This window comes from Arthrobacter sp. CAN_A6 (assembly GCF_015751715.1).
Classification (GTDB): Bacteria; Actinomycetota; Actinomycetes; order Actinomycetales; family Micrococcaceae; genus Arthrobacter_D.
In genome coordinates this window covers 196,966-214,080 of the sequence record NZ_JADOUV010000005.1, presented here as the reverse complement: position 1 = coordinate 214,080, position 17,115 = coordinate 196,966, and the positions used below count along the sequence as shown (strand labels likewise).

Genomic DNA, 17,115 nt, shown 5'->3' with positions numbered 1-17,115 from the left:
GCCTTAGGCGTCCTTCCGGTCCGCAGCGCCCAGCGCCTGCCCAACCGCACCCTCAGGGGTGTGCGTCTGCTGCAGCTCCGGGTGGTGGAGGTCAAGAGCTGGCCGCTCGGAGCGGATCCGGGGCAGCGAAGTGAAGTTGTGCCGTGGCGGTGGGCAGGAGGTGGCCCATTCGAGTGACGCTCCGAAGCCCCACGGATCATCGACCTCTACCTTCTTGCCGCTTCGCCAGGTGATGTACACGTTCCAGAAGAACGGGATGAGCGATGCGCCCAGGACGAAGGAGGCAATTGTGGAGAACTGGTTCATCGCAGTGAACCCGTCTTCCGGCAGGTAGTCCGCATAGCGGCGCGGCATGCCGATGACGCCGAGCCAGTGCTGGATGAGGAACGTTCCGTGGAAGCCGAGGAACAGGAGCCAGAAATGGATCTTGCCGAGGCGCTCGTTGAGCATCTTGCCGGTGAACTTCGGCCACCAGAAGTAGAACCCGGCGAACATCGCGAAGACCACGGTGCCGAAGACCACGTAGTGGAAGTGGGCAACCACGAAGTAGGTGTCCGAAACATGGAAGTCAAGCGGCGGTGACGCCAGGATGATCCCGGTCAGCCCGCCGAAGAGGAAGGTGACGAGGAAGCCGAGGCTCCAGAGCATCGGGGTCTCGAAGGTCAGGGACCCCCGCCACATGGTGCCGATCCAGTTGAAGAACTTCACCCCGGTGGGTACCGCGATCAGCATGGTCATGAAGGCGAAGAACGGCAGCAGCACCGCACCGGTGACGTACATGTGGTGCGCCCAGACGGTTACCGACAGGGCTGCGATGGCGATCGTCGCATAAACGATGCCTTTGTAGCCGAAGATCGGTTTCCTGCTGAACACCGGGAAGATCTCCGAGACGATGCCGAAGAAGGGCAGCGCGATGATGTACACCTCGGGGTGCCCGAAGAACCAGAACAGGTGCTGCCAGAGGATCGCCCCACCGTTCTCCGGATCGAAGATGTGGGCGCCGAAGCGGCGGTCGGCGCCGAGTGCGAAGAGCGCGGCGGCGAGTGGCGGGAACGCCATCAGCACGAGGATCGCCGTGACGAGGGTGTTCCAGGTGAAGATGGGCATCCGCCACATCGTCATTCCCGGAGCCCTCATGCAGATGATGGTCGTGATGAAGTTGACCGAGCCGAGGATGGTGCCGAACCCGGACAACGCCAGGCCGAACACCCAGAGATCTCCGCCGACGCCGGGTGAGAATGTAGTGCTCGAGAGAGGCGCGTAGGCGAACCAGCCGAAGGAGGCCGCTCCCTGCGGGGTGATGAAGCCCGAGACGGCGATGGTGCTGCCGAAGAGGAAGAACCAGAAGGCCAGCGCGTTGAGCCGAGGGAAGGCGACGTCAGGCGCACCGATCTGCAGGGGCATGATGACGTTCGCGAATCCGGCGAACAGGGGTGTCGCGAACATCAGGAGCATGATAGTGCCGTGCATGGTGAACAGCTGGTTGTACTGCTCCTTCGTCTGAAGGATCTGCATGCCGGGCTCGAAGAGTTCGGCGCGGATGACCAGTGCCATGACTCCCGCGAAGCAGAAGAAGACGAACGAGGCAATGAGGTACATGTACCCGATGGTCTTGTGGTCGGTGGACGTGATCCAGTTGACCACGATCCTGCCTTTTGACCTTGGGACCACGCGAGGAGCGGCTATCGTGCCTGCTTCCTCAAGGGTGTATTCGTAGGTTGACATCAGCTACTCCTGGCGGGGTCGAAGTCTGGATCCGCTTCCGGGTAGGAATCGCGGTCGTACTCGTCTCCGAGCTGGCCGTCTTCCAGTTGTGCCATCTGGCGATCGAACTCCTCCTGGGAGACGACTGCCACATTGAAGAGCATCTCGGAGTGGTACTGGCCGCAGAGCTCGGCACATTTGCCGTCGAACGTTCCCTCCCGGGTGGGAGTGAGGTTGATGTAGTTCGTGCGCCCGGGATAGAGGTCCCGCTTCTGGAGGAAGGCCGGAACCCAGAAGGAGTGCTGCACGTCGCGGGCATTCAGCTGGAGCTCGACCGACCGGTTGACCGGCAGGTAGAGCGTGGGAAGGGTTTCCGGAACCCCCGGCTCCCCGGTGAGATTCGCCTGGACCCCTACGGAGTACTTGTCCTCGTTGACGTAGTTGAAGTCCCAGGACCACTGCTTGCCACGCACATCGACGATGACGTCCGGTTCTGCGACCCTCGCGTCGATAGCGCTCTGCTCACGCTCGGTGAAGTAGAAGAACACGAGGACCATGAAGAGCGGAATGGTCAGGTAGAAGATCTCGAGGGGCAGGTTGTAGCTCAACTGCCGGGGAAAGCCCGTGTCGTTGCGGCGGCGGCGGTATGCCACCATGCACCAGATGATCAGGCCCCACGTGATGATGCCGACCACAAGGGCCGCAATCCACGAGTTGACCCACAGGTCCATGATGATTCCCGTGTGGTTGGTGTTGTCGCGCTCGGCGGGCAACCAGCCCTTTTGGGCTTCAACTGAACAACCGGACAATAGCAGTGCGCCGCCCAGCGAGATGCTGGAGATCTTCGCGATCCTGGCTTTCCTGCTGCCGGTTCGGTCCTGCGAACTCACAGACGGACCTTCCTTTTCTACGCGTGTTGCCACCCGCAGTCTGCTGCAGTCCGGGGTGCACATCCAGTTTTACTACTCACTGTAGAGCTTACCCTCAGTCGAGGCCATCCTGTGACAAGCAAAAGGGCCGTCCCGCACCGGGAACGGTGCTTTGGAACGGCCCTCGGGACGTGCTAATGGAGTGCTAGTGGAAGGAGTCTCCGCAGGCGCAGGATCCGCCGGCGTTGGGGTTGTCGATGGTGAAGCCCTGCTTGGAAATGGTGTCCTCGAAATCGATCGAGGCGCCCGACAGGTAGGGGACGCTCATCTTGTCGACGATGACCTCGACGCCGTCGAAATCCTTGACGGCATCGCCGTCGAGCACGCGCTCATCGAAGTACAGCTGGTAGATCAGGCCCGAGCAGCCGCCGGGCTGGACGGCGACGCGGAGGCGTAGGTCGGTGCGGCCCTCCTGCTCGAGAAGGCTGCGGACCTTCCCTGCGGCGACGTCGGAAAGCTTGACCTCGTGCTCGGCAAGGTTTGCCCCTGCCTGCTCAGTACCGGTCTCGGTGATGGAAGTGCTCATTGTGTCTCTCCTAGCTCGGATCCGTTGCTGAAACGACCGCGTCGGTTCCGTCCACGGTGTCGAAGTGCGCGGGTTGGTCCAATGGTACGCCGGTCCTGCCAAGCAACACGGCAACCATTACAACGCACGGGGCTCCCATTTCATTTCCTCGGGCGCATCACGGGCGGAGCGTCACGCGCGGCGCATCACGGGCGGAGCGTCACGCGCGGCGCATCACGGGCGGAGCGTCACGCGCGGCGCAGACCGCCGTCGTTGATGCGGGCCAGCAGGAGCGCCTCGGCGAGGACCGCCTTGCGGAACTCGTCGAGGTGCAGCGACTCGTTGGCACTGTGTGCCCGGGAGTCCGGGTCCTCGACGCCGGTGATCAGGATCTGGGCCGCAGGGAACAGTTCGGTGAGGTCGGCGATGAACGGGATTGAGCCTCCCATGCCGGCCTCGACGGCGGGCACGCCCCATGCCTCTTCGAGCGATGCGAGGGCAAGCTGCGAAGCAGGTTCCGATGTATCGGTCGAGAACGGGCTGCCTGTCTCCCCCGCAGCGAACAGGACGCGGGCGCCGAAGGGTGCGTTGGCCTCTACATGGGCCTGCACCGCGTGCATGGCCTCCTCTGGGCCCTGGCCGGGGGCGAGACGGAGACTGAACTTCGCCTTCGCCCGGGGAAGGAGGGTGTTCGAGGAGAGCGCCACACTGGGGATGTCCATCCCGATGATGGACAGCGCCGGCTTGTTCCATAGCCGGGACGCGACCGATCCCGTGCCTGCGAGCCGAACGCCGTCCAGCACTGAAGCATCAGCCCGGTAATCCTGTTCGTCGTAGTCGACCGACGCGGAGTCGCCGCCGACGAGTCCCGGGATGCAGACATCCCCGGCGTCGTCGTGGAACGTGGAGATCAGGCGCGCCAACAGGGTCGGCGCGTCAAGCACCGGGCCCCCGAACATGCCCGAGTGCACCGCGTGGTCGAGTACCTGCACCTCGACGGTGCCGTCCACCAGTCCGCGCAGGCTGGTGGTGAGGGCAGGTACGCCCACCTTCCAGTTGCTCGAGTCGGCCACCACGATGACGTCCGCGGTGAGGAGGTCGCGGTGCGTCTCGAGGAACTTCCGGAACGTGGGCGACCCGGCCTCCTCCTCGCCCTCTATGAAGAGGGTGACGCCCACCCCGAAATCAGGTCCGAGGACCTCGGTGAGCGACCGCAGCGCTCCGACATGCGCCATGATTCCCGCTTTGTCGTCGGCGGCACCCCTTCCGTACAGGCGGCCGTCCCGCTCGACGGCCGTGAACGGTTCGCTCTCCCAAGGATCCGGGTCCCCCGGCGGCTGGACATCATGGTGTGCGTAGAGGAGCACGGTCGGCTGGCCTTCCGCCGCGGGTCGGCGGGCGACGACGGCAGGACCGCCGGGAACGCCGTCGTTGTCCACGCGGAGGATGGAGACCTCGTCGATGCCGGCATCGCGGATGAGCTGCGCAACGGCTTCGGCGCTGCGGTCCAGCTCGTTCGGGTCGAAAGCCTCCCAGGCGATGCCCCGGATATTCACCAGGGCGGTCAGCTGTTCGACGATCCGGGGGAAATCGGCGTCGACGCTGGCACTGAGTGCCTGCGCGCTGGGATGGGTGCGGTCGGCCGTCGGAGCGGCCTGATCAAAGGAGTCCATGGCATCGACCCTACACACGCCGAGGCCCGGATCAGCGGACCAGCCGCACAGTACCGGTGGAGTGGTGGTGCCGGGCGGCGGGTATCCTGAGAGTGTGTTTGGACGAAAGAAAGACGCCCCAGCGGCTCAGGAAGTAATCGACAGTACCCGCCCCGAGGCGAGAGGGAGCACACGCGTTTCCGGCAAGGGAGCACCCACTCCCAAACGGAGCGTCCAGGAAGCCGCGCGGAAGCGGCCCCTGGTTCCCCATGACCGCAAGGCGGCGCGCGAGCAGGGCAAATCTGCTGCGCGCGATGATCGAGCGCGGATGCGCCAGGCGCTGGACACCGACGACGAACGTTACCTCCCGCTGCGGGACAAAGGCCCCAACCGGCGTTACATCCGCCAGTTCGTCGACGCCCGGTGGAACATCGGAGAATTCCTGATGATCGCGGCGCTGGTGTTCGTGGTCCTCAGTTTCTTCCAGTCACTAGCGGTGCAGAGCGCCGTCCTTTTCGCTTTCTGGGTGCTGATCATGGCCGTGATCCTTGACTGCTTCCTCCTTCGGCGCAAGCTCAAGGCCAAGCTCACCGCCAAGTTCGGTGGTCCGCTGTCCGGCGATCTCTGGTACGGCATCACCCGTGCACTGCAGCTGCGCCGCCTGCGCCTGCCCAAGCCGCAGGTGAAGCGCGGAGCCTACCCCTCCTGATACGGAGCTGGTTGCGCCGCTGTCCTTCGATCCTTCTCAGCGGAGGCGCTTGGCCAGGCTGCGGTTGATGCGGGCGGCCCAGAAGGGACCCTCGTAGAGGAACGCCGTATACCCCTGCACCAGGGTGGCGCCGGCAGCAAGGCGGGCCGCGACGTCGTCGGCGTCCTCGACCCCGCCCACCGACACGATCGCGAGGTTCTCGCCCACTGCTGCCCGTAGCCTCTTGAGGACTTCCATCGAGCGGGCCTTCAGCGGTGCGCCGCTCATGCCGCCGACGCCGAGCGCGATGACCGCCTCGGGATCCGTGCGGAGACCGGACCTGGTGATGGTGGTGTTGGTGGCCACGATGCCGTCGAGGCCGAGCTTCAGCGCCAGCCCCGCGACGTCGTCGATATCCTGGTCCGTCAGGTCCGGCGCGATCTTGACCAGCAGCGGGACGGAACGGCCCGCCGCGTCGTCCGCGGCCTCCCGCACAGCGGTGAGCAGCGGCTCGAGCGACGCAACGTTCTGGAGCAGGCGGAGGCCCGGGGTGTTCGGCGAACTGACGTTCACCACGAGGTAATCGGCAGCGGGTGCCAGTTCCCGCGCGCTGGTCAGGTAATCCGCAGTAGCGTGGCGGAGATCCACGTTCTTCGTCTTGCCGATGTTCACGCCCACGATGGGCCGGTTCGCACCGTAGCGCTGCTCGAGCCGCGTCCGCGCCGACACCAGGCGGGGCGCCACGGCGGCGGCGCCGTCGTTGTTGAAGCCCATCCGGTTCAGGACGGCACGGTCCTCGACGAGCCGGAAGAGGCGCGGGCGCGGGTTGCCGGGCTGCGCGGCCCCGGTGATCGTCCCGATCTCGACATGGCCGAACCCGAGCGCCGTCAGCGACAGGATTCCCCGCCCTCCCTTGTCGAAGCCCGCCGCCAGACCGAACGGGGACGGGAACTCCAGACCGAACGCGGTCGTCCTCAGGCGAGGGTGCGGCGCGCAGAAGCGGCGCAGCGCCCACCCCGCAGGAGTCCGGTCGATAGTCCGGATCAGCGTTGCGCCGACGGTGTGTGCGCGCTCCGCGTCCATGCCGGCGAAGGCAAGGCGGAAGAACGCTGGGTAGATACGCATGCTAATAAAGTCCCACGTTCGGCGGCGCTCGAACAACTTCGGCACACGACGGGCGTTATCCTCGGGAGAATGAGCTTGCTGTGGGAGCCGGACTACTTGGGCCCTGACTACCGGATGGCCGAGCTCGGGCTTCCGCCCGACGACGAGGGACCCTGCACTGCAACCCTCGTAGCCCATGAGCCGCAGGAGGCACTCCCGCCGGCACACGTTCCTGCCGACGGATCCCGCACCGTTCGCGCCGTCCTGTACGTGCACGGCTGGAGCGACTATTTCTTCCAGAGAGCGACGGCGGAGTTCTTCACAGCCCGCGGTGTGGCATTCTTCGCGCTGGACCTCCGGAAGTTCGGCAGGAGCCTTCGACCCTGGCAGACCCCCGGCTTCATCACGGACCTTTCTGAGTACGACGCCGACATCAGCGCCGCGATCGACGCCCTCACCGACGCGCTCCGGCACCGCCATGGAGCGGACGCCGTCGTCCTCCTCAGCGTGATGGCGCACTCGGCCGGTGCCCTCACCGCAGCTCTCTGGGCGGCGCGGAACCCCGGCACCGCCCAGTCCCTCGTCCTCAACGGCCCCTGGCTGGACACCCAGGGCAGTGCACTGTTGCGTTCCGCGACGCAGGGCCTGCTGGAAACGGTCAGCCGGTTCCGCCCGAAAGCCCGGCTCCGCGTTCCCGAGCTCGGCTTCTACTGGCGGAGCATCAGCCGGAGCGCCGAGGGCGAATGGGACCTGGAGCCCTTCTGGCGGCCCGAGACAGGATTCCCGCTGCGGGCCGGCTGGCTGGCCGCGATCCTCGCCGGTCAGGCCGAGGTGGCCCGCGGCCTCTCGCTGCCCATGCCGGTACTCGTGCTGGCCTCTTCTTCCTCGACCATCGGCACCACCTGGAACGAGGCGATGCTCGAGTCGGACAGTGTCCTGGACGTCTCGGTCATGGTGCGTCGCGCCGTCGAACTGGGGTCCTGCGTGACCGTGTGCCGTTTCGACGGCGCACTGCACGACGTCCTGCTCTCCCGCCCGCCGGTCCGGTCCCGGGCGTACCTGCAACTGGGCCGCTGGCTCGACGCCTATGGCTTCCAGGACACGGAGGAACACGGCTCCTGACAGCTGCTTCCTATGCCGGGCCGGTTCCTGACGCGGCGCGGTCCACGGCCCCGCCGTACCGCCGGTCGCGCGCCGCGTATTCCTCGATGGCGCGCCACAGGGTCCGGCGGTCCACGTCAGGCCACAGGGTGTTCATGAAGACCATCTCGGCATAGGCGGACTGCCACAGGAGGAAGTTCGACAGTCGCTGTTCCCCGGAGGTCCGCAGGAACAGGTCCACGTCCGGCAGGTCGGGCTCGTCGAGGAAACGCTGGATGGTCTTCTCGCTCACCGTCGACGCCCGCAGCTTCCCTGCCGCCACCTGTTCGGCTATCGCCTTCGCCGCGTCGGCGATCTCGGCACGTCCGCCGTAGTTCACGCACATGTTCAGTGTGCACGTGGCGTTTCCCCGGGTGTATCGCTCGGCTTCCTCGAGCTCGTTGATGACCGACTGCCACAGCCGGGGCCTCCGTCCCGACCAGCGGATCTCCACGCCCCACTCATTGAGCTGGTTCCGCTGCCGTCGCAGCACGTCCCTGCTGAAGCCCATGAGGAACCGCACCTCGTCGGGCGAGCGCTTCCAATTCTCCGTCGAGAAGGCATACACCGACACATGGCGGACGCCGATCTCGATCGCTCCCGCCATGACGTCGAGCAGGGCCGCTTCGCCCGCCCGGTGACCCTCCGTCCGTGGAAGCCCGCGCTCGTTGGCCCAGCGCCCATTGCCGTCCATGACGATCGCCACGTGCTGCGGAACGAACTGCGGGGGGATCGATGGGGCTTTCTCACCACTGGGGTGCGGTTCCGGTGGTCGAGGCGGCAGTACCGGGTTCTTCATACACGCTCCACATGCTTGAGGGATTTGACGACGCGTTCGAGGTGCCACTGCAGGTAACCCGCCACGAGCCCCGCGGCCTCCCGCCGTGCCTGGTTGTCCGAAGCATCCGCGGCGTCCCAGTCCCCCGTCAGCAGCGCTGCGAGCAGTGCCATGGTGGGGCCCGACGGCGACGCCGCGCCCGGCGGGCGGCAGGTTGCGCACACCGCGCCGCCGAGAGCCGCCGAGAAGGCATCGTGCGGCCCCGGCGCACCGCACCGGGCGCAGTCGGTGAAGCTCGGCGCCCACCCGGCGATGGAGAGCGCCCGCAGCAGGTACGAGTCGAGGATGAGTTCTGCCGGGTGGAGCCCCCTGCTCAGCGCCGAGAAAGCGCCGGCCACCAGGGCATAGTGCGCACCTGATCCTTCACTGCCGATGTCCGTGAGCCGTTCGGCTGTCTCGGCGATGGCCGTGGCGGCGGTATAGCGGCCGTAGTCGGCCGCTATACCGTGCCCGTAGGCTCCCTTGGTCTGTGCCTGGGTGACGACGTCGAGGTTGCGCCCTGATGCGAGCTGCAGGTCAACGGCCATGAACGGCTCGAGGCGCGAGCCGAATTTGCTGCTCGTCCTGCGGACGCCCTTGGCCACAGCCCGCACCTGCCCGTGCTCGCGGGTCAGCAGGACGATGATCCGGTCCGCCTCACCGAGCTTGTAGGTCCGCAGGACCACTCCCTCGGAGCGGTAGGTCCGGGATGCTGATGCTCTTGACACTCCCCCAGTCTCCCACCTCGTTCGCACCTCGTTCCCACCGAAAGCCCACCGAAAGCCCGGCGGCAGGATCTGGCACTCCGGCAGGGTCAGTCGCTGTCGCGGATGGCGCGGTTGACGGCGGAGACGACGGCCTTGAGCGCTGCCATGGTGGTGTTGGCATCGATTCCGATACCCCACAGGACCCGTTCGCCGACGGCGCACTCCACGTAGGCGGCGGCCCTCGCGTTCCCTCCGGAGGACAACGCATGCTCCGTGTAGTCGAGCACACGCACGTCCACCCCGTCCTGGCCGAGGATCTCCAGCAGGGCCGCGATCGGACCGCTCCCCTGCGACGACCGCCGCTGCTGCACGCCGTCCACCACAAGGGTCGCGGTGAGCTTGAACTGGCCGTCCTCGGCTGTGTCGGTGTTGACCGAGGTGAGGGCGTAGTGGCCCCACTGCCCGGCGCTGCCTGCGCCCGGATCCCCGGCTGCGCGCGTCGGCAGGTACTCGTCCTGGAAAGCGGCCCACAGCTGGGGTCCGCTGATCTCGCCACCCACGGTCTCCGTGCGGCGCTGGATGACGCCGGAGAATTCGATCTGTGCGCGCCGCGGCAGGTCCAGGCTGTGCTCGCTCTTGAGGAGGTAGGCCACGCCGCCCTTGCCCGACTGCGAGTTGACCCGGATGACCGCCTCGTAGCTGCGGCCGATGTCCTTGGGGTCGATCGGCAGGTAGGGGACGCCCCAGGGGATGTCATTGACAGTGGCACCGGCGGCTGCGGCGTCGCGCTCCATGCTGTCGAAGCCCTTTTTGATGGCGTCCTGGTGGGAGCCGGAAAAGGCAGTGAACACGAGGTCACCGCCGTACGGGGAGCGTTCGGGAACCGCCAGCTGGTTGCAGTACTCCGCGGTGCGGCGGATGGCATCCATGTCGGAGAAGTCGATCTGCGGGTCGATGCCCTGGCTGTAGAGATTCATCCCGAGGGTCACGAGATCGACGTTGCCGGTCCGCTCGCCGTTCCCGAAGAGGCATCCCTCGATGCGGTCCGCTCCCGCCAGATAGCCCAGTTCGGCCGCGGCAACGCCCGTTCCGCGGTCATTGTGCGGGTGGAGGGACACGATGATGCTGTCGCGGTTCTCCAGGTTCCTGCACATCCATTCGATGGAATCGGCGTAGACGTTGGGGGTGGCCATCTCCACGGTGGCCGGCAGGTTCAGGATCATCTGGCGGTCCGCTGACGCTTCGAAGACCGCCGCCACCTCGTTGCTGATGCGTGCTGCGAAATCGAGTTCGGTGCCGGTGAAGGACTCCGGTGAGTACTCGTACGTGACATGGGTGTTGCCGAGGCTTTCCTCGAACTTGCGGCAGAGCCTGGCACCCTGCAGCGCGATGTCGATGATGCCGTCGCGGTCCTGGTTGAAGACGACCCTGCGCTGGAGCACGGAGGTGGAATTGTAGAGGTGGACGATCGCACGGTCCGCGCCCTCGAGGGATTCGTAGGTGCGCTCGATCAGGTGCTCGCGGGCCTGCGTGAGGACCTGGATGGTCACGTCGTCGGGAATGCGGTCGCCCTCGATGAGCTGCCGGACGAAATCGAAATCCGTCTGCGATGCCGACGGGAAGCCCACCTCGATCTCCTTGTAGCCCATACCCACCAGGAGGTCGAACATCCGATGCTTGCGCTCGGGGCTCATGGGGTCGATCAGCGCCTGGTTACCGTCCCGGAGGTCCACCGCGCACCAGCGCGGCGCCTTGGTGATCAGCTTGTCCGGCCAGGTGCGGTCCGGGAGTTCAACGGTGATCTGATCCTGGAACGGCGTGTATTTGGAGAACGGCATTCCGGAGGTCTTTTGTGCGTTTCGCATGGGGGCTGGCCTTATCTCTCGAACCTACTAAGCGCTGGCGGCCGGGCAACACGGACTCCGCAGCGAGGTGTGGCCAGCAGCTGAAACAAGCTCGGGGGCTTAGGAAACCTCGCCGCGGCAGATAAGAAGGGTCAGCTCTGCACGCATTTTTCCACGATAGCACGGCACCTAGAATGGGCTTTTGGCGCAGTGCCGGCAGAACCGATCGGGAATCGACGAAGGAGCACCAATGGTAGAGACCAGGAACCAGGCGAACGCCGTGAAAACGGGCGTCCGCCCGCAGGACGACCTTTTCCGCTCCGTGAACCACGAATGGCTGGAAGTCACCGGGATACCGGAGGACCGGGCACAGGAGGGCTCCTTCACGGCCCTGCGTGACGCCTCGGAGCTCGCCGTGCGCAGCATCATCGAGTCCGTCGCTCCTAGTGACAGTGCAGGCGAAAATGCAGGCGACAGCACGAAGATCGGGACGCTGTACGCGGATTTCCTGGATATCGCGCGCATCGCCGAGCAGGGCCTTGCTCCCCTCGAGGGCATGCTCACCCGCATCGACAGCGTGTCGGATCCGGAGGAACTGATCCGCCTGAGTGCCGAGCTCACGCGGTCCGGCATCCAGGGAGTCTGCGCGCCGTATGTCAGCAACGACGCCGGCAATCCCGACCGGTACCTGCTGCACGTGTACCAGTCGGGGCTCGGCATGCCCGACGAGTCCTATTACCGGGAGCCGCAGTTCGCCGGGACCCGCGAGAAGTACAGCTCCCTGCTCGAGAGGCTCTTCGAACTGGCCGGATACGCCGGGGCCCGCGAGGCCGCGGCACGCGTCCTCGAGTTGGAGACGGTCCTTGCAGCGTTCCACATGAGCACGGTAGACCGCCGGGACCCGCAGAAAACCTACAACCTCAGCACCCTGCAGGGTGCTGTCGGGCTGGCGCCCTTCACCGACGCGTGGCTGTCGGTGATCACCGACGATGCCTCCCAGGCAGCGGAGCTGGTGGTGTCCCAGCCGGCCTACCTGGTCGGCGTCGAGGACGCGCTGTCGACGGTGCCGTTGCCCGCCTGGAAGAACTGGCTTGCGAGCCGCGTCCTTCTCTCCGCGGCGGACTACCTCGACGAGCCGTTCGTCGATGCCGTTTTCGCCTTCTACGGAACGCACCTCGCCGGCACCCCCCGGCTCAAGGAGCGCTGGAAGCGGGGCGTCGCACTGGTGGAAGGGTCGCTCGGCGAAGCGGTCGGCAGGGAGTACGTGGCACGGCACTTTCCGGAGAGCCACAAGCAGCAGATGCTCGAGCTGGTGGCGAACCTCATCGAAGCCTACTCAAGGAGCATCTCGTCCCTGGCCTGGATGAGTGACGGGACCCGCGACAAGGCGCTGCTGAAACTTTCCCAGTTCACCACGAAGATCGGCTACCCGGACGAGTGGATCGACTATGCACGGCTGGAAATCAGGGCGGGCGACCTGTTCGGCAACGTCTGCCGCGCGAGCGAGTTCGAACACCGGCGCCAACTGGGCAAGCTCGGCGGACCGATCGACCGCGGGGCCTGGCTGATGACCCCCCAGACGGTCAATGCGTATTACATGCCCACCATGAATGAGATCGTTTTCCCGGCAGCCATCCTCCAGCCGCCGTTCTTCGATGCCGGTGCTGATCCGGCGGTGAACTACGGCGCCATCGGCGCCGTCATCGGGCACGAGATCGGACACGGCTTCGACGACAAGGGGTCCCAGTTCGACGGCCGCGGCGCGCTGGCCAACTGGTGGTCGGACAAGGACCGGTCGGCCTTCGACGCCCTCACGTCACAGCTCGTCGACCAGTACGCCGTCCTGGCGCCCGTGGAGGCACCCACCCAGTATGTGAACGGCGAACTGACCCTGGGGGAGAATATCGGCGACCTCGGTGGGCTCAGCATCAGCTACCTGGCCTATCTCATCAGCCTGGACGGCGCCGAAGCACCGGTCATTGACGGACGAACGGGCGCACAGAGGTTCTTCTCCTCGTGGGCTAGCTGCTGGCGCCAGAAGATTCGCCCTGAAGAGGCGGCACGCCGCATCACGGTCGATCCGCACTCACCCAACGAGTTCCGGTGCAATCAGGTGGTGCGGAATCTCGACGAGTTCCACGAGGCATTCGCAACCACCCCCGGGGACGGCCTCTGGCTCGAACCGGACCAGCGCGTCCGTATCTGGTGACGGTTCGGTACTCTCGGCTGCGCTAGAACCCCGATGCCTGCTGGCACACCTCTTCCTCGGCGGTCTGCCCCTGCAGCTGGCCGCCCAGCGGATCGGGTTTGACGGTGACACCTGTCAGGAAGTCGGCTCCCACCAGCACTTCGACGCCGACGGCCGAGGGACTGGGAATCAGCTGGACGGCATCGACCCCGAACAGGGCCGCGATCTCCGCGGCTGCGGCGTCATAGCCGGCGCCGAAGTACACCTGGGTGACCGGCGCTCCGATCGATTCCAGTGTCTGGGCTGATTCATAGCCCTCCGCCACCAGCATCGCCTGCACCCGGGTTCCGCGTGCTTCGGACCCCGTACCGTTCACCACGATGACCGGAACGGCGGCGGCGTCGATGGCGGGGGGCGCGGGAGCCGGCGCATCGGTCTCATCCGGACCGGAGTCCCCGGAGGGCGCCGGCGACGGTGACGGGGACGGCTCGGTGAGGCTGCGATCCTCGCGCATCGCGGCGAACAACGGCTCGGCCGCTTCCTCATCCAGGACCAGGCGGTTGGGATCCAGTTCCCAGGGCATGGTTGGTACGGTCACGAAGGCCATGTTGCCAAGGTCCACGTCCTTGACCCGGTCCGCCAGTTTCAGGAGGGCCGTCACCTGGGACAGGCCGTCGTCGACCGTCAGGTTGCGCGTGATCGTCTCGGCGATGGAGTAGAGCCGGGGAAGATTGCTCAGGGTTTCCTCGGCCTGGACCTTCCGCGCCATCGAGGCGAGAAAGGCCTGCTGTGCCTTGATCCTTCCGGCATCGCCGCCATCGCCGAAGGCATGGCGCGTCCTCAGGAAGGCCAGGGCCTGCTCGCCCTCCACCTCGCTGGTTCCCGCGGGCAGGCTCAACCCCGAGTACTCGTCCTCCACCGGTTCGGTGACACAGACCTCGACGCCGCCGAGGGTTTCCGAAAGTTCCTTCACGGCGTCGAAGTCGGCCATCATGAAGTGGTCGATGCTCAGGCCTGTGATGCTGTTGATTGCTGCAACAGTGCAGCCCGGTCCGCCGGACGCAAGGGCACCGTTGAGCTGGCCGAGGTCCATGGCCGTCGAGGGTTCTCCGCCGGCCGGCGGAAGGCAACTGGGAAGAGGAACCAGAAGGTCCCGCGGGAAACTGAGGACCGTCACGTCCTCGCGGTCCGCCGAGAGGTTCATCAGCATCATCACATCGGAGTTCCCTCCTCCCGGGGGGAGGTCCGCTCCCCCCGCGGTCTCCCCGTCGGGGCCGGTGCGCGTATCGGTGCCGAGGATCAGGATCTGCACCGGGTCGGTGTTCAGATCCACCGGCAGCGCCGATTCCTGGCCCGACCCCAGGTTGAGGGGCTGCGTGTCGACGTTCGCCTGGAGACGGAACAACTGGATGGCGACGAATCCGACGAGCGCAACCAGCACGGCGGCGAGCGTGAACGCAACCATCAGCAGGCCGCGCCCGGCACGCGTTCGTCCCAGATGGCGGCCGCCCGGCACTCCCGCGGAATCCCGGTCGCCAGAGGCGGAAACGGAAGCACCGGCAGGCCGGAACTGACGTCGGTTGCTCATGAACGGCCTCTTCCAGGTGGGTAGGGCTCTGCCAGCGTCAGAACCCCAGGCGGACGAGCTGCTTCGGGTCGCGCTGCCAGTCCTTGGCAATCTTCACATGAAGGTCGAGGTAAACGCGGGTACCGAGCAGTGCTTCGATTCCGCGGCGGGCGTTGGTCCCCACCTCGCGGAGCCGTGCACCACCCTTGCCGATGATGATCGCCTTCTGGGAGGACCGCTCCACATAGAGGTTCACATAGACAGTGAGCATCGGGTCGTCGTCCGGGCGGCCCTCACGTGGCACCATCTCCTCGACCACCACCGCCAGGGAGTGCGGAAGCTCGTCACGGACGCCTTCGAGGGCGGCTTCACGCACCAGCTCGGCGACCATGACCGCTTCGGGTTCGTCGGTCAGCTCGCCGCCCGGGTACAGCACAGGCGAAAGCGGCATCTGCCTGCTGAACACCTCTCCCACGGTCTCCACCTGGAATCCATCCGCTGCCGACACCGGCACGATATCCGTCCAGCCGTCCGCTCCGAGGACATCTGTTCCCAGTTTGGCCACGGCCAGGAGCTGTTCCGTCAGGGCCTGCCGGTCCACGAGGTCGGTCTTGGTGACGACGGCGATGAGCGGCTTGCGCCTGAGCCTCCCCAGCTGCTCCGAGATGAACCGGTCACCCGGACCGATCTTCTCATTCGCCGGCAGGCAGAAGCCCACGGCGTCGACCTCGGAGAGCGTGTCCGCCACCAGGTCGTTGAGCCTCTGGCCCAGGAGCGTGCGCGGACGGTGGAGGCCCGGCGTATCCACCAGGACAACCTGGGAGTCCTCCCGGTTGACGATGCCACGGATCGTGTGGCGGGTCGTCTGAGGCTTGGCCGAGGTGATGGCGACCTTCTGCCCCACCAGGGCATTGGTCAGGGTGGACTTGCCTGCGTTCGGCCTGCCCACCAGGGACACGAACCCGGCCCTGTGATTATCGCCGCTCATGTTCTGCCGCCATTTCCTTCTCGTTGGTGTGCTGGTCCGGGAAATCCTGCTCCCGCAGGAAGACGATGATGTGTGACACCCGGTTCCGGCGGCCCTCGAGCCGTTCGGCGCGCAGGCCTATTCCATCAATTGTCACCTCACTGCCGACGATCGGCACCCTCCCGAGGGTCTTCGCCAGCAGGCCACCCACGGTGTCGACTTCCTCGTCCTCGAGGTCGATGCCGAACAGCTCACCCAGATCGTCGATCGCCATGCGGGCGCTCACCCGGTAGGTGCCGTCGTCGAGCCGTTCCTGCTCCGGAACCTCGGAATCGTACTCGTCGACGATCTCGCCGACAATCTCCTCGATGAGATCCTCCAGCGTCACCAGACCGGCGGTTCCGCCGTACTCGTCGATGACGATCGCCACGTGCGTCGATTCGCGCTGGAGCTCCTGGAGGAAGTCCCCGACCGGCTTCGACTCCGGAACGTAGCGCACCTCGCGGCATACCGGATCCACCGATCGGCTCTGGCTCTGCGGCGGACGCCCATGCAGCTCCGCGACCACATCCTTGAGGTACAAAATACCCAGGATGTCGTCGGAGCTCTCTCCAATGACCGGAACGCGCGAGTAGCCGGAACGCAGGAACAGCGACAGCGCCTGATGCAGGGTCGAACCGGATTCGAGAGTGACCATGTCGGTTCGCGGAACCATCACGGCGCGCACCTTCGTGTCGCCGAGTTCGAAGACGGAGTGGATCAGTTCGGCCTCGTTGTCCTCGATCATCTCCGCGTCGCTGGCGCGGGACAGCAACTCCCGGAACTCCTCCTGCGTGAAGAACGCGGCTTCATCGAGCGACGCTCCCGGGGTCACCGTGCTGCCGATGCGCACGAGCCACTGTGGAACGGGACCGAGCAGCGTGCACAGCAGAGAGACGAAACCCGCTGTGAACTGCACGACGGCGGACGCGTGGGCGCGGCCCAGCTGGCGGGGTGAGACCCCGACGAGAACAAAACCGATGCCTGCCATCACTGCGGTCGCCAGGAGCCCGGCGAGCCATACGTTGTCGAGCACGTCGTGGAACAGGATGGCGACCGCAACCGCTCCGGCCATCTCGAACCACACCCGCCAGAAACGGAGCGCATGCATGTGGGCGACCGGCGATTCGAGGATCCGGCGGAGCGACGCCCCTTTTGCGGACTGCAGCAGGGCTTCGCCGTCCTGCCGTGGGAGGTAACTGAACGCCGCCTCCGCTGCGGTGACGAGGGCCGCGATGAGGATGAAGGCCAGGCCCATGAGCGC

At 66.1% G+C, this 17,115-nt stretch carries 14 protein-coding genes; 3 read left to right on the top strand and 11 right to left on the bottom strand.

Features of this window, described 5'->3' with window-relative positions:
- Window positions 1–3: 3 nt before the first annotated feature.
- From ctaD to IWX75_RS10700, 4 genes are all read right to left on the bottom strand, one after another.
- Entirely contained in the window at window positions 4–1,725 is a 1,722-nt protein-coding gene (ctaD, locus tag IWX75_RS10715; RefSeq protein ID WP_196822232.1) for an aa3-type cytochrome oxidase subunit I, read from the bottom strand.
- Entirely contained in the window at window positions 1,725–2,594 is an 870-nt protein-coding gene (gene ctaC / locus IWX75_RS10710; protein WP_196822231.1) for an aa3-type cytochrome oxidase subunit II, read from the bottom strand. The genes ctaD and ctaC overlap by 1 nt, the downstream gene beginning before the upstream one ends.
- Window positions 2,595–2,778: 184 nt before the next feature.
- Window positions 2,779–3,159: a HesB/IscA family protein gene (locus tag IWX75_RS10705; protein ID WP_196822230.1), complete on the bottom strand. Its 381-nt coding sequence runs from the start codon at window positions 3,157–3,159 to the stop codon at window positions 2,779–2,781.
- 227 nt (window positions 3,160–3,386) lie between these two features.
- Window positions 3,387–4,811, bottom strand: a complete 1,425-nt coding sequence (locus IWX75_RS10700) for a dipeptidase (RefSeq protein WP_196822229.1) — start codon at window positions 4,809–4,811, stop codon at window positions 3,387–3,389.
- Here IWX75_RS10700 and IWX75_RS10695 point away from each other — a divergent pair.
- On the top strand, window positions 4,810–5,499 hold the full coding sequence (locus IWX75_RS10695; RefSeq protein ID WP_334684255.1) for a DUF3043 domain-containing protein: 690 nt from the start codon (window positions 4,810–4,812) through the stop codon (window positions 5,497–5,499). The genes IWX75_RS10700 and IWX75_RS10695 overlap by 2 nt on opposite strands.
- A 36-nt stretch (window positions 5,500–5,535) precedes the next feature.
- Here IWX75_RS10695 and IWX75_RS10690 read toward each other — a convergent pair whose 3' ends face one another.
- Window positions 5,536–6,603: a quinone-dependent dihydroorotate dehydrogenase gene (locus IWX75_RS10690; RefSeq protein WP_196822228.1), complete on the bottom strand. Its 1,068-nt coding sequence runs from the start codon at window positions 6,601–6,603 to the stop codon at window positions 5,536–5,538.
- 75 nt (window positions 6,604–6,678) lie between these two features.
- Here IWX75_RS10690 and IWX75_RS10685 point away from each other — a divergent pair, with 75 nt between their 5' ends.
- Window positions 6,679–7,704, top strand: a complete 1,026-nt coding sequence (locus tag IWX75_RS10685) for an alpha/beta hydrolase (RefSeq protein ID WP_334684254.1) — start codon at window positions 6,679–6,681, stop codon at window positions 7,702–7,704.
- A 10-nt stretch (window positions 7,705–7,714) separates the two neighbouring features.
- Here IWX75_RS10685 and IWX75_RS10680 read toward each other — a convergent pair whose 3' ends face one another.
- From IWX75_RS10680 to leuA, 3 genes are all read right to left on the bottom strand, one after another.
- A complete protein-coding gene (locus IWX75_RS10680) occupies window positions 7,715–8,521 on the bottom strand; it encodes an isoprenyl transferase (protein ID WP_196822226.1) in 807 nt (268 codons plus the stop codon).
- Window positions 8,518–9,267, bottom strand: coding sequence for a DNA repair protein RecO (recO, locus tag IWX75_RS10675; RefSeq protein ID WP_196822225.1), 750 nt, complete (start codon window positions 9,265–9,267; stop codon window positions 8,518–8,520). Before recO ends, IWX75_RS10680 begins: the two co-directional genes overlap by 4 nt.
- 86 nt (window positions 9,268–9,353) lie before the next feature.
- Entirely contained in the window at window positions 9,354–11,111 is a 1,758-nt protein-coding gene (gene leuA, locus IWX75_RS10670; RefSeq protein ID WP_196822224.1) for a 2-isopropylmalate synthase, read from the bottom strand.
- Window positions 11,112–11,340: 229 nt separating this feature from the next.
- Here leuA and IWX75_RS10665 point away from each other — a divergent pair, with 229 nt between their 5' ends.
- Complete coding sequence (locus tag IWX75_RS10665) at window positions 11,341–13,299, top strand: M13 family metallopeptidase (RefSeq protein WP_196822223.1); 1,959 nt, start codon at window positions 11,341–11,343, stop codon at window positions 13,297–13,299.
- 22 nt (window positions 13,300–13,321) lie between these two features.
- Here IWX75_RS10665 and IWX75_RS10660 read toward each other — a convergent pair whose 3' ends face one another.
- The 3 genes from IWX75_RS10660 to IWX75_RS10650 are packed head-to-tail and all read right to left on the bottom strand — an operon-like array spanning window position 13,322 to window position 17,109.
- Window positions 13,322–14,866, bottom strand: a complete 1,545-nt coding sequence (locus IWX75_RS10660; RefSeq protein WP_196822222.1) for an LCP family protein — start codon at window positions 14,864–14,866, stop codon at window positions 13,322–13,324.
- 37 nt (window positions 14,867–14,903) lie between these two features.
- On the bottom strand, window positions 14,904–15,833 hold the full coding sequence (era, locus tag IWX75_RS10655) for a GTPase Era (protein WP_196822221.1): 930 nt from the start codon (window positions 15,831–15,833) through the stop codon (window positions 14,904–14,906).
- Window positions 15,820–17,109 carry a hemolysin family protein gene (locus IWX75_RS10650; RefSeq protein ID WP_442858969.1) on the bottom strand — a complete coding sequence of 430 codons (1,290 nt, stop codon included), beginning with the start codon at window positions 17,107–17,109 and terminating at the stop codon, window positions 15,820–15,822. Before IWX75_RS10650 ends, era begins: the two co-directional genes overlap by 14 nt.
- Window positions 17,110–17,115 lie beyond the last annotated feature (6 nt).

Excerpts from the sequence above, each read along its gene's own strand:
- leuA (WP_196822224.1), bottom strand. The coding sequence starts at position 11,111 with ATGCGAAACGCACAAAAGACCTCCGGAATGCCGTTCTCCAAATACACG.
- IWX75_RS10695 (WP_334684255.1), top strand. The coding sequence starts at position 4,810 with ATGGCATCGACCCTACACACGCCGAGGCCCGGATCAGCGGACCAGCCG.
- IWX75_RS10650 (WP_442858969.1), bottom strand. The coding sequence starts at position 17,109 with ATGGGCCTGGCCTTCATCCTCATCGCGGCCCTCGTCACCGCAGCGGAG.
- IWX75_RS10680 (WP_196822226.1), bottom strand. The coding sequence starts at position 8,521 with ATGAAGAACCCGGTACTGCCGCCTCGACCACCGGAACCGCACCCCAGT.
- IWX75_RS10700 (WP_196822229.1), bottom strand. The coding sequence starts at position 4,811 with ATGGACTCCTTTGATCAGGCCGCTCCGACGGCCGACCGCACCCATCCC.
- IWX75_RS10690 (WP_196822228.1), bottom strand. The coding sequence starts at position 6,603 with ATGCGTATCTACCCAGCGTTCTTCCGCCTTGCCTTCGCCGGCATGGAC.
- era (WP_196822221.1), bottom strand. The coding sequence starts at position 15,833 with ATGAGCGGCGATAATCACAGGGCCGGGTTCGTGTCCCTGGTGGGCAGG.
- IWX75_RS10660 (WP_196822222.1), bottom strand. The coding sequence starts at position 14,866 with ATGAGCAACCGACGTCAGTTCCGGCCTGCCGGTGCTTCCGTTTCCGCC.
- ctaD (WP_196822232.1), bottom strand. The coding sequence starts at position 1,725 with ATGTCAACCTACGAATACACCCTTGAGGAAGCAGGCACGATAGCCGCT.
- IWX75_RS10665 (WP_196822223.1), top strand. The coding sequence starts at position 11,341 with ATGGTAGAGACCAGGAACCAGGCGAACGCCGTGAAAACGGGCGTCCGC.
- IWX75_RS10705 (WP_196822230.1), bottom strand. The coding sequence starts at position 3,159 with ATGAGCACTTCCATCACCGAGACCGGTACTGAGCAGGCAGGGGCAAAC.